General features: G+C 74.6%; 12 protein-coding genes and 2 pseudogenes. 8 read left to right on the forward strand and 6 right to left on the reverse strand.

What is annotated here, in order from left to right; genetic code table 11:
• Positions 1 to 275 precede the first annotated feature (275 nt).
• The 7 genes and pseudogenes from I2501_RS32045 (at position 276) to I2501_RS32075 (ending at position 5,549) form a co-directional block, all read left to right on the forward strand.
• Positions 276 to 1,817 (forward strand): helix-turn-helix domain-containing protein, encoded by a 1,542-nt coding sequence (locus I2501_RS32045; protein WP_196197825.1) that lies wholly within the window; start codon positions 276 to 278, stop codon positions 1,815 to 1,817.
• 28 nt (positions 1,818 to 1,845) lie between these two features.
• Complete coding sequence (locus I2501_RS32050; RefSeq protein WP_196197826.1) at positions 1,846 to 2,277, forward strand: hypothetical protein; 432 nt, start codon at positions 1,846 to 1,848, stop codon at positions 2,275 to 2,277.
• 145 nt (positions 2,278 to 2,422) lie between these two features.
• Positions 2,423 to 2,830 (forward strand): hypothetical protein, encoded by a 408-nt coding sequence (locus tag I2501_RS32055; protein ID WP_196197827.1) that lies wholly within the window; start codon positions 2,423 to 2,425, stop codon positions 2,828 to 2,830.
• Between the two features lie 68 nt (positions 2,831 to 2,898).
• Positions 2,899 to 3,444 (forward strand): GNAT family N-acetyltransferase, encoded by a 546-nt coding sequence (locus I2501_RS32060; protein ID WP_196197828.1) that lies wholly within the window; start codon positions 2,899 to 2,901, stop codon positions 3,442 to 3,444.
• 63 nt (positions 3,445 to 3,507) lie between these two features.
• A pseudogene (locus tag I2501_RS32065) lies at positions 3,508 to 3,965 on the forward strand (pyridoxamine 5'-phosphate oxidase family protein).
• An 82-nt stretch (positions 3,966 to 4,047) separates the two neighbouring features.
• Positions 4,048 to 4,497 (forward strand): SRPBCC family protein, encoded by a 450-nt coding sequence (locus I2501_RS32070; RefSeq protein WP_196197829.1) that lies wholly within the window; start codon positions 4,048 to 4,050, stop codon positions 4,495 to 4,497.
• 200 nt (positions 4,498 to 4,697) lie between these two features.
• Positions 4,698 to 5,549 (forward strand): S-methyl-5'-thioadenosine phosphorylase, encoded by an 852-nt coding sequence (locus I2501_RS32075; RefSeq protein ID WP_196197830.1) that lies wholly within the window; start codon positions 4,698 to 4,700, stop codon positions 5,547 to 5,549.
• Here I2501_RS32075 and I2501_RS32080 read toward each other — a convergent pair.
• Positions 5,461 to 5,928 (reverse strand): hypothetical protein, encoded by a 468-nt coding sequence (locus tag I2501_RS32080; protein ID WP_196197831.1) that lies wholly within the window; start codon positions 5,926 to 5,928, stop codon positions 5,461 to 5,463. The genes I2501_RS32075 and I2501_RS32080 overlap by 89 nt on opposite strands.
• A 104-nt stretch (positions 5,929 to 6,032) precedes the next feature.
• A complete protein-coding gene (locus I2501_RS32085) occupies positions 6,033 to 7,130 on the reverse strand; it encodes a molybdopterin-dependent oxidoreductase (protein WP_215910189.1) in 1,098 nt (365 codons plus the stop codon).
• Positions 7,131 to 7,327: 197 nt separating this feature from the next.
• Here I2501_RS32085 and I2501_RS38830 point away from each other — a divergent pair, with 197 nt between their 5' ends.
• Positions 7,328 to 8,788: a glycosyltransferase 87 family protein gene (locus I2501_RS38830; protein WP_215910177.1), complete on the forward strand. Its 1,461-nt coding sequence runs from the start codon at positions 7,328 to 7,330 to the stop codon at positions 8,786 to 8,788.
• An 86-nt stretch (positions 8,789 to 8,874) separates the two neighbouring features.
• Here I2501_RS38830 and I2501_RS32090 read toward each other — a convergent pair whose 3' ends face one another.
• The 4 genes and pseudogenes from I2501_RS32090 to I2501_RS32100 all read right to left on the reverse strand — a co-directional run.
• Entirely contained in the window at positions 8,875 to 9,633 is a 759-nt protein-coding gene (locus I2501_RS32090; RefSeq protein ID WP_196197833.1) for a class I SAM-dependent methyltransferase, read from the reverse strand.
• 14 nt (positions 9,634 to 9,647) lie between these two features.
• Positions 9,648 to 10,328, reverse strand: a complete 681-nt coding sequence (locus I2501_RS39870) for a TIGR04282 family arsenosugar biosynthesis glycosyltransferase (RefSeq protein WP_328806794.1) — start codon at positions 10,326 to 10,328, stop codon at positions 9,648 to 9,650.
• A pseudogene (locus I2501_RS39875) lies at positions 10,302 to 10,997 on the reverse strand (glycosyltransferase family 2 protein); the annotation flags it as partial. The gene I2501_RS39870 and the pseudogene I2501_RS39875, both read right to left, overlap by 27 nt.
• A 48-nt stretch (positions 10,998 to 11,045) precedes the next feature.
• A partial coding sequence (locus I2501_RS32100) for an NAD-dependent epimerase/dehydratase family protein (protein ID WP_328806791.1) occupies positions 11,046 to 11,399 on the reverse strand: 354 nt, incomplete at its 5' end.

An 11,399-nucleotide genomic window follows, 5' to 3' on the forward strand; every position in this document is an offset into this window, starting at 1 on the left:
CCCCCCCCCCCCCCCACCCCCCCCCCCCCCCCCCCCCCCCCCCCCCCCCGGGGGGGGGCCCCCCCCCCCGCCCCCCCCCCCCGCCCCTCCTCCGGTGTCCTCGCGCGTCCCCCGTCCGCGCGAGTACAGGGAAAATTTAGAAAACCCTGTGCGTCTTGCCTAGTTTTCTGGTGCACAGTGAGTTCGGCCCCGAGGTGCCGAACTGCACAGTGAGATCACTGCAGTGAGACCGCCGCACAGTGAGACCGGGGACGGGACCACAGACGGAGGTGTGCGTGGACAGCTCGGTGGCTGCCACGTCCTGGCCCGACCACGGCGAGCGACGGGTTGACGACGTGCTCGCGATCCAACGCGCGGCCCGCAAGGGCGGGACCAGGGCCCTGTTGCAGTGGCTCGCCCGCCGCACCGGCGCGCGGATCGCCCTGAGCGGCCCCGACGACACGCCACTCGCCGCGGGCGACGACGTCCATGTCGACGCCGAGCCCTTGGCCGGTGCCGAGCCCTCGGCTCTGGCCCGCCGCGTCGCCGGGGAGTTGCGCGCCCGCGCGCTCACCACGTTGAGCGTGGTCGAGCAGGACGTCAGCGTCGTGGCCGTCGGCCTGAACGGCGGCGCGGGCGACCGACCCGGACCGGTGCTCACCGCCGTCACCGCGGGCCCCGCGCCCGAGCATCTGCCCCGGCTGCTCGCCGACGCGTCCTCCGCCCTGGACCTGTGCTGGCGGGAGGAGCGCGCCGAGACGCAGCGGTTGCGGCTCGAACTCGCCGAGGCACGGAACCGGGAGGCCGTGCTGCACCTGCTGATGAACGGTCACGTCTCCACCGCACGGCAGGTGGCGGACGTCCTCGGCCCGGACCTGGCGGACGTGATCCGCTACCACGTGGTCGCGACCGCACCCGATCTGAAGCCCGCACTCGCGCGCCGGTGCCGGGAGATCAGGCCCGACGCCTGGGTCATCCCCTGCCCGGTCTACGACGACCACATAGCCGTCCTGGTCCCGTCCGAGCCGGGCACTCCCCCGGACGCGCCCTCGACGTTCGCGACCGCTGTCACCGCCGCGACGGACGAGTGCCTGGTGGGAGTGAGCGACGTCGTGGGACTCCGCGACGCGGCCGTCGGCTACGGGCAGGCGGTGCACGCCCTGGTCACCGCGCGGACCCGCGCGCAGCGTTGGGCGCTGTTCTCGCACCACCCGGATCCGGCACTGGTCATCGGCGCCCCCGTCCGCGACTGGGCCCGGCAGTTCCTCGCCCCGCTGCGCACCCTCGTGCCGCAACGCCTCCAGGACCCGGACAGCATCGAACTCACCGTCACCGCGAAGTCCTGGCTGGGGTTCTCCTCCGGCGCGACGTCGCTGCTCAAGATCCACCGCAACACCCTGGCCGCCCGGCTGCGGCACATCGAGCGACTGCTCGACCTCGATCTCGACCGGCTCGCGGACCAGTCCCTCCTCGCCCTGGCCCTGCGCACGGAGACCGGCCCGCAGGTCCCCGGCACCCCGCCCGGCACGCGCGCCGACGCGCTCCACGCGCTCGACGAACTGCTGCGCCGCCAGGCCGTGGTGGACTGGGCGCTGCGCCTGCTCCGCCCGCTCGACGACGCCCCCGACGCCGCTCGCACCCTGACCGCCTGGCTGCGCCACGACGCCCGGCTCACCCCGACCGCACAGGAGCTGTCGCTCTCACTCACCGCCGTCCGCAAGCGCCTCGCCCGGATCGAGGAACTCCTGGACCGTTCCCTCCTCCGTCCCCCGACCGACCGCCACGAACTCTGGCTGGCGCTACGAGCCCTGCGTCTCGCCGAGGACTCCCCCGCGTGATGTCAGTGCCGTGCGGCACGATCTCGCCATGGGCAACCTCTACGACTACTTCGCCGCCGACGACGACAGCCAGGCGCTGGAGTTCTTCACGGACGACAGCATGGACGACCCCTTCGGCACGGTCGGCCTCAAGGGCGCCGACCCCTACCTGCTGCTCGGCACGGTCGAGGCCGCGCTGACGGGGGCGACCACGGCCCAGGTGGAGGCCGGTCCGCGCTTCTGCACGCTGCTCAACGACCCCGACGTCGAGGGGCCTTGGCTCGCCTCGCTGTCGGACTCCCTGCGCGACGCCCTCGCCTCGGCGAGCGAGGCGCGTCTGCTGGAGGCCGCCACCACCTGGTCCCGGACCGAGGACGGCGCCAGAACCGCGCCGGACCTCATAGCCGACTTCCTCGGCCGCCTGGCCCAGCTCGCGCGCCACTCGCCCGCCCGGCACCTCTACTGCGGGATCTTCCTGTAGCTGGTGCCGGTACCCCAGGCACGGCCAGGCCGCCCGAGCGCGGTCTGCGGCCCGGGCGGCCGAATAGTGACGCCGGAGTCTGTATCCGACTACCGGCGACCGGGGAACACTGGCAGCCGGGGCGAGTCGCGGCGAGGGGGAGGTCATGGGCGAGGAGGGGCCGGGCCCGGCGCTCGGGGGCGAGGTGTGCGGTGTGCCGGCGCAGATGGTGTCCGGGGCGTCGCAGCGCCTGGGGCCGGGGGACGTCGCTGTACTGGTTGTGGGTGTGCTGCTGGCGCTGCTGGGTTCGGCGGCGAACGGGCTCCTGACGCTGAGTGGGGGACTGGCCGTCAGCCTGGGCGGCATGTGCCGTGCGAACTCCGGCGGCGTGGGCTGCAGCTACCTGTGGGTGTGGCTCTACGGGCCCTGCGTCGGGCTGGCGCTCGCGGTCGCGGTCGGGATCGACGTCGGCCGCCGGCGTCGGGCACGCGGACGGGGCACGTGGCCCGTCCTGCCGCTTGGGCTGGTGCTGTACCTGCCGATCGTTGCCGCCGCGTTCTGGGCGCTGTCGTGAAGTTCTGGTCAGCTCCACCCGCTGAGCGTCGAAACGTTGAAGAACCAGCCAGGGCCTAGGCTGCGGCCATGATCAACGCTGCAGCTGACGAGCCCGTCACCGTGAACGTCAGTCAAGTGGAGGGCGGGTTCGTCGAGCAGGCGCACGCGATCCTCGCGGAGCTGGTGGCCGGCGGGGCCGCGTTGGGGTGGGTCGAGCCGCCGTCGCGCGGCGAGGTGGCGCAGTTGCTCGGCGAGGTCGCCGCGGCGGCGCGGGCCGGGGACGCGTCGCTGCGGGCCGCCTACGTGGGCGGGCAGTTGGTGGGGCTCGGCTACTGGCTCCGGTACGCCCGGCCGACCCATCGGCCGCACGCCGACCTGGAGAAGCTCGCGGTCGCAGCGGCCGCACACGGGCGCGGCATCGGCCGGGCGTTGACGGCCGCGCTGGTCGCCGACGCGCGGGAGGCGGGTATCGAGGTGCTGACGCTGGACGCACGCGGGGACAACGCCAACGCCCTGCGCCTGTACCGGTCGCTGGGCTTCACCGAGTACGGCCGTCTCCCGGGCTTCGTCGCCGTCGGCGACCGGCGGTACGACAAGGTCTTCTGCATGCTGGACCTGCGACGCGCGGACTGACTGCCGGACGGCAGTGGTCGGACATTCGGAAATGCCCACGCGGACACGGATGTTGATCACGTCATGACTCAAGGACCAGCGCCTCGCCTCCTGTCCGACGACGCCGTGTCGGACCTGCTCGCACGCAGCGGTTCGGCACGCTCGCCACGGTCAAGCGCAGCGGCCACCCGCATCTGACCACCATGCTCTACCACTGGGACCCCGAGACCCGTGTCGCGCGGTTCTCGACCACGGCCGACCGCATCAAGGTCAAGCACCTGCGGCGCAACCCGAAGGCGGCGCTGCACGTGCAGGGCGGCGACGTGTGGTCCTTCGCCGTCGCCGAGGGCGAGGCCGAGGTCTCCGGGCCCACCACCGTTCCCGGCGACGCGGTCGGCCGTGAGCTGCTGGGGCTGATCCCTGACGGGGCCGGGCCGGAGGACGAGGCCGAGTTCCTGGAGGGGCTCGTCGCCGAGCGGCGCGTGGTCGTCCGCCTCAAGGTGAGCCGCCTGTACGGAACGGCGCTCGACATCAGCGGGTGAGGCAGCGGGTGACGCGGCGGCCTGCCTCGCCCGTCGTGTGTGTCGGCCCCGCGAGCGCGGGCGCGCGGGATAGCGTTGCGGCATGGCCGTCGACGTGCTCACCGAGACCGTGATCGCGCGCCCGTGCGCGGAGGTCGCCGCCTTTGCCGGGGATCCCGGCAATGCGCCGCAGTGGTACGCCAACATCGCCTCGGTGCGCTGGCAGACAGCCCCACCGGTCGCCGTGGGCTCGAAGGTCGACTTCGTCGCCCGCTTCCTCGGGCGCACCCTGGCCTACACCTACGAGGTCGTCGAGCTCTCCCCCGAACGACTCGTGATGCGTACCGCCCAGGGGCCGTTCCCGATGGAGACGACCTACACCTGGCAGCCGGTCGACGCCGACCACACCCGGATGACGCTGCGCAACCGCGGTGAGCCGTCCGGCTTCGCCAAGGTGAGCGCCCCGATGATGGCCGCCGCCATGCGGCGGGCGAACGTCAAGGACCTGGCCGCGTTGAAGGCTCTGCTGGAGGGCGACGAGCCGCGCCGGTGAGCCCCAGGCCTGTTCGAGAACTCCCGCCGGGCGCAGGCCCCGGGCCCCCGGGCCCCGAGCACCGGGCCGCCGGACCCGTCCGCGATCCGTAAGGAGCGACAGCCGCCCCCGGGGCCGGGCGCGCCCCTACGGTCGTGGGGAGGTCCGGGACCCTTCCGGGCCGACAGGCTTTCAGACAACCCAGCCATGGAGGAACGCAGATGACCGAGTCCGCCGAGATCGGGGTGATCGGGGGCTCCGGCCTCTACGCCCTGCTGGACCACGTCACCGAGACCGTCGTCGACACCCCCTACGGCCCGCCCAGCGACTCGCTCTTCCTCGGGGAGCTGGACGGCCGCCGGGTGGCCTTCCTCCCGCGTCACGGTCGCGAGCACGCGCTGCCGCCGCACCGGATCAACTACCGGGCCAACCTGTGGGCGCTGCACGCGCTCGGCGTGCGTCAGGTGCTCGCGCCGTGCGCCGTCGGCGGGCTGCGCAGCGCGCACGGGCCCGGCACGCTGCTGGTGCCGGACCAGTTCGTGGACCGGACCTCGGGCCGCACCCAGACCTTCTACGACGCGGTGCCGCTTCCCGACGGGTCGGTGCCAGGGGTGGTGCACGTCTCGGCCGCCGACCCGTACTGCCCGGTGGGGCGGTCCGCCGCGCTGGACGCCGCGCGCGGCGAGGCGTGGGAGCCGGTGGACGGCGGCACGCTGGTGGTGATCGAGGGGCCCCGGTTCTCGACCCGCGCCGAGTCGCGCTGGTTCAGCGCGAACGGCTGGTCGGTGGTCGGGATGACCGGCCACCCCGAAGCCGTCCTGGCCCGCGAACTCGGCCTCTGCTACACCTCGCTGGCCCTGGTCACCGACCTCGACGCGGGCGTCGAGACCGGTGAGGGCGTCACCCACACGGAGGTGCTGGCCGAGTTCGCGCGCAACGTCGACCGGCTGCGGACGGTGCTGTTCAGCGCCGTCGCGCGGCTGCCTAAGACGCGCGACCGGGACTGCGTCTGCTCGCACGCCCTGGACGGCCTGACCACCGGCCTTCCCGGCGTGCCCGGCGAGCCCTCCTGACCCCCTCCACCAGCAGCGTCAGCGCTGCCGTCACGCCCAGCAGCACCAGCCAGTTGCGCAGGTAGGGCAGCGGCAGCAGCGTGGCGTTACCGTGGTCGTTGCCCGCGTCCAGGACCGCGGGCAACCCCACGGCCGACAGCGTGGCGGCCACCACCAGGCCGCCGCGCACGGTCCACGGCAACCTCGGCAGCGCCGCGCCGACCAGGCAGACCAGCGGCAGCCACAGCCCGTCGTGGAGCACCGCGCCGCCGACCGCCCACACCCCGACGTCCAGCGGGTCGTTGATGTACGGGTCCGTCAGCATCCCGTAGGCGCCGAACCCGACGGACGCCAGCGCCGCCACGACCAGCGCACCGCGCACGACGGTCGCCGTACTCATCCTCGGCCTGCTCACCTTCGGCCAGCTCACTCTGAGCCTGCTCGCCCTGGGCCTGCTCACCTTCGGCCTGCTCACCTTCAGCTTCCTCATCCGCCCCGGCGTCCTCATGCGATCACCTCGATCCGGTGCACCCACTTGGTCTGCAGCACGCCGGGTCGGCCCGGGGCGATGATCCGGGCGGGGTAGCCGTGGTCCGCGTGCAGCACCTCGCCGTTGACGCGCAGCGCCAGCAGGGTGAGCGGGTCGCGGGCGTAGGCGGACTCCATCTCGGTCACCCCGTAGGCGCCGTCGGTCTCCAGCGAGGTGATCCGCAGCCGCGCGGTCGACGGCGCTCCGGCCCGCGCCACCAGGTCGCGGATCCGGACGCCGGTCCAGCGCGCCGAAGCACTCCAGCCCTCGACGCAGGCGATCGGCAGGTCGGAGTCGTGCTGCTCCAGCGCGGTCAGCTGATCCATCGTCAACTCGTAGGGGCGCGGCCCGACCACCTGCAGCCGCCAGTCGGCGGGCGTTTGCGCGGTGCCGGCCGCGGCGGCCGTGCGGTTGACCGGCAGGCCCTGCGGGCCGATGTCCGGGCGGCGCGGCGCCAGCAGGTCCAGGCGGCGCAGCCACGGCACGCTCTGCCCGGCGGTCACCGCGGTGACCGCCAGCACGGAGAGGGTGACCGTGGTCAGGTACGCGCGGCGCTCCGTCAGGCCGGGCCGCACCCGGCGCCAGTGCGCCGCGATCTCGGGCGCCTTGACGGCCAGGTGCAGCAGCAGCCCGCCGAGGGCGATCCACGCCAGCCAGAAGTGCGTCTGCCGGAAGGGGAACGGCCAGACGTACCACTGCAGGGTGTTGAGCAGCCCGGTGAACAGCTCCAGCAGCATCGACGCGACCAGCAGCAGGATGCCCAGCCGCTCCAGCGCGTGCCGGACGCTGCGCGCGGGCGGCCACTCGAACAGCCGGGGGTAGACGGTCCACAGCTTGGCGCCGAGCAGCGGGATCGCCGCGATGCCGGTGCCCACGTGCAGCCCTTGGGTGAACTGGTAGAGCCCGGCGGGCCGGGTCGGCAGATGGTCGCGCAGCCACGTGGGCGGGTCCTGCAGCACATGGCTGTAGAGGCCGGTCACGAAGCAGACGATCAGCGCCGCGCCGAGCCAGCGGCCGATCACCACCGCGGTGCGTGGGTCGTGCAGCCGTGAGGTGAAGGTGCCCTCGCGCAGCGGGCCTTTCCGCAGGGCGTCGGGCGGGGTGGGCAGCGGCAGATCGAACTGCCGTACACGGGGAGTCGGTTCGTCGTCTCGCACCTCTCCATCACACCCGCTGCCAGGGCCGTTGCGGGGTAGCCGGCTGCTTACGGAAGTCGTACGGCTGCCCGCGCCACGGTCCGCCGGGGCGGACGCGCTGGCAGGGTGACGACGTGTCCACCCTGCTGAAAGCCCTCTCCTCCGGCTCCGCCTCCGACGCGGCCGCGGCCGTCGCCGACGACGCGACCGAGAGCGCCGGCCGCCGTCCGGCGCTCTCGACGGCCCTCTGCCTGGCCGCACTCGCCGCACTCACCGCCGCGCTGGTCGGCACGTTCACCGGGGGCGGCACCCTCGGCCACCGGGGACCGCTGCTGCTCTGGTACCCGCTCGACTGCGCGCTGTTCGCCCTGGCCCTGCTCGCCCTGCGCCAGGTGCCCGCCCGCAGGGTGGCCGCACTGGTGCTGGTCGGCAGCGCCGCCGTGGCCGCCGCCGCGCTGCTTGTCGCGCCGAGGACCAGCGACGACGCCTACCGCTACCTGTGGGACGGCCATGTCCAGGCCGCCGGGATCTCCCCCTACGCCTACCCGCCCGACGCGCCCCAGCTCGCGCACCTGCGCGCCGAGGAGCCGACGCTCTTCCCGACGGGCGGCGCGTGCACGGCGTGGGACGAGCGCCTCACGGCGGCGGGCCAGTGCACCCACATCAACCGGCCCGCCGTGCCGACGATCTACCCGCCCGTCGCCCAGGCCTGGTTCCTCGTCCTCCACCTGGTCGAGCACGGCAGCGGCGTACGCGCGGCCCAGGCCGGTGGGGCGCTGCTGGCCGTGGTGACCACAGGCGTGCTGCTGGTCGTGCTGCCGCGTGAACGCCGCCGCCGGGCCGCGCTGTGGGGCTGGTTCCCCGGCACGGCCGTCTGGGCGGTCAACGACGCCCATGTCGACGCCCTCGGCGCACTGCTGACGGTGGCCGGGCTGGCCTTGGCGGTGCGCCACCGGCGGGTGGCGGGCGGAGTGGCGCTCGGCGGGGCGATCGCCACCAAGCTGCTGCCCGCGCTGGCCCTGCCGGGCGCGCTGTCCGGCGTCCTGGCGCGCAGGCCCACGCGGCGTGACCTGCTGGTGCCCGCGGTGGCGGTGGGCTTCTTCGTGCTCGCCTACGTGCCCTACCTGATCCTGTCGGGGCGTCAGGTGATCGGCTTCCTGCCCGGATACCTGCACGAGGAGGGGTACGACGACGGCACCGCGGCCCGGTTCGGGCTGCTGCAGTTCCTGCCCGGCTGGGCGGCCGCGCCCGTGGCGGCGCTGCTCGTGCTCGCTGCGGCGCTGTACGTCATGCGGCGCGGTGACCCCGACCGCCCCTGGGCCGGTGCGCTGCTGGTCTACGGCACCCTGCTGCTGGCGCTGACGCCCGACTACCCCTGGTACGGACTGCTGTTGGTGGCCCTGGTCGCCATGGACGGCCGCTGGGAGTGGCTCGGGGTCCCGGCGGCCGGTGAGGCGGTCTACCTGATCGGCGGCGACGCGCAGGTGGCTGCGTACTCGGCGGCGCTCGGCCTGGTCCTGGTGGGGGCGGCGATCCGGTGGCGGCACGCGGTCGCCCGGCGGCCGGTCGTGCCGGAGCCACGAGAGACGACCTGACGGTTGCTGCCCGCACCGCGCGCGACCCCGAGGCCACAAGGCCTCGGGGTCGTCCGTTTCTGCGGGCTCGGGCTCCGGCCAGAAGTTCAGGACAGGCGGGTGAAGGCCATGAACGCGCGTCCGTCGACCTTCCAGCGTTCCCGCTCCGCCAACCCCGCCTCCGCAGCGCACGCCGTGGCGGCGGAGGCGCCGACGCGGGCCCAGGCGAACGGCGGGCCGCTCCACCCGCTCGCGTCCTCGACGCGCACGGTCACCCGGTCGTCCACGTCCCGGGGTTCGACCTCAACGAGCACGGTCCCACCGGGGGCGAGCACCTCGCGGCAGCGGGCCAGCAGGGCGGTCGGGTCGCCGCCGATGCCGAGGTTGCCGTCGGCCAGCAACGCGGTGCCCCAGCGGCCCTCGCCGGGCAGCCGGTCGAAGACCGACCGGCACACCGCGACGCCGCCGCCCGCACGGGTACGGGCCACCGCCGCGCTCGTGACGTCCACCCCGAGCGCGGGCAGCCCCAGCGAGAGCAGCTCGATGACCAGCCGTCCCGGGCCGCAGCCGACGTCCAGCACCGGACGGCCCGTCAGCAGGCAGCGGGCCAGCAGGCTGCGGTCCGCCGCATCCGGCGGCGCGCACCAGCGTTCGACGTCCAGCGGGTGGCGGTGCCCGTCGGCGCGACGCAGCCACAACGGCCCCCGGCCGGTGCGCATCGCCTGCGCGAACGGGTCCTGCGCCCACGGCCTCGGCGCACTCCCGTGGCTCGGGCGCACCGGCGCGGGAACGAAGGTGATCCGTGTGGGGGTCCGCGCCGGGATCCGCTCGGCGATCCGCTCCGGGGTCCGTTCCGTGATCCGCACGGACGCCTCAGGCCTCACCGGGCGGCCCGGATCAGGCCGTTGAACTCGCGCCAGCCCGTGGCGAACCGGCCCTCCGGTGCGAGCCGGGCCACCTCCGCCGCGTCGGCGGCGGTGTCGACGTCCGTCAGCTGCGGGAGATGACGGACCGTCAGCCCCGATGCGGCGAGCCGGTCCAGGACCTCCGCTCCCGTGGTCTCGGTGGACATCGGCACTCCGTCCAGCAGCCGATGCGCCGACTCGGCTGTGGGACGGGCCAGTCCGAGCGCCCAGAAGCCGCCGTCGGCGGCGGGCCCGTACCAGGCGTCCACCCCGGCGCGGGCGGCGGGCGAGAAGGCCTCGGCCAGCCCGACCGCATCCAGCTGCGGGGTGTCCATACCGACCAGCAGCGCCGGTGCGCCCTGCGGTGCTTGGGCGAAAGCGGCGGCGAGGCGCGCGTCCAGGCCGCCGCCGACCTGCGGCACGACGTTCCAGCCCGCAGGCAGCCAGGGCCCCGGCTCGCCGTCCAGCACCAACAGCCGTCGTCCGGCGGGCATCCGGGAGAGCGCGGTCAGGGTGTCCGTCAGCGCGGCCTCGGCGAGCCGGGCGGCCTGCTCGGGGGTGCAGGGCGGCGTCAGACGGGTCTTGACGCGGCCGGGGACCGGGGCCTTGGCGATCACCAGCAGCGTCGGCGGCGGCGCGGCCAGCACCGTCCGCATGTCGTGGACGGCCTGCCGGGTGCCGCGCAGCGTGCCGGTCACCTTCGAACGGCCCTGCCGCGGCCGGTAGTCGACGTCCACCTCGGCGATCCGCATCCCGGCCGCCGAGGCGGAGAGGACCATCTCCAACGGGAAGCCCGAGCGCCGGTCGCCGAGCCCCAGCGCAAGCAGGTCCGCGCGCCGCGCGGCCCGCATCGGCCCGAGGTCGTGCAACGGGGCGCCGGTGCGGGCGCGCAGCCGACGCGCGAGTTCCGCGTTGGCGACCCGCGCGTGCAGCGGCCACGCGCCGCGCGCGGTCGGCCTGCGCCGGCCCAGCACCAGGTCCGCCGTGCCGTCCACCACCGGGCCGACGACCAGGGGCAGTTGGGCCGGGTCGAGCGAGCCGTCGCAGTCCAGGAAGCACACCAGCTCTGCGGTCGCGGCCGACAGCCCGGCGTGGCAGGCCGCGCCGAACCCACGTCGGGGCTCGCGGACCACCGTCGCGCCCAACTCGGCCGCGATCTCGGCGGAACCGTCCCGCGAGCCGTTGTCGACCACGACGGCACGCCACCCGTCAGGGATCCGGCCCAGCACCCACGGCAGCGCGGCGGCCTCGTCCAGACACGGCAGCACGACGTCGACGGATGCGCCGACGACCGCAGAGGAGAAGGAGGAAGAAGGAAGCGTCACCCCGGCCACGCTAGGCGCTGACCTGCGCCCGCAGGCCTCTGCGACGCCTTACGAAAGTCGTACGCCGCCGCGCAGCGGGGCGGTGGCGAACTCCGCCATCCCCGCCTCGAAGCCGACCGCCGGGAGCCAGTCGAGCTCGCGCCGCAGGCGCTGCGAGTCGGCGGTGACGTGGCGGACGTCGCCCAGGCGGTACTCCCCCGTCACCACCGGCTGCGGGCCGCCGCAGCCGGCGGCGAGCGCGGCGGCCATCTCGCCGATCGTGCGGACCGAGCCGCTGCCCGTGTTGTACGCGCGGACGAAGCCCTCCGGGCGGTCGAGGACGGCGGACAGCGCCGCCTCGTTGGCCGCCGCGACGTCGTCCACGTGCACGAAGTCCCGGCGCTGGCCGCCGTCCTCGAAGAC

Source organism: Streptacidiphilus fuscans (assembly GCF_015690355.1).
GTDB classification, from domain to species: domain Bacteria; phylum Actinomycetota; class Actinomycetes; order Streptomycetales; family Streptomycetaceae; genus Streptacidiphilus; species Streptacidiphilus fuscans.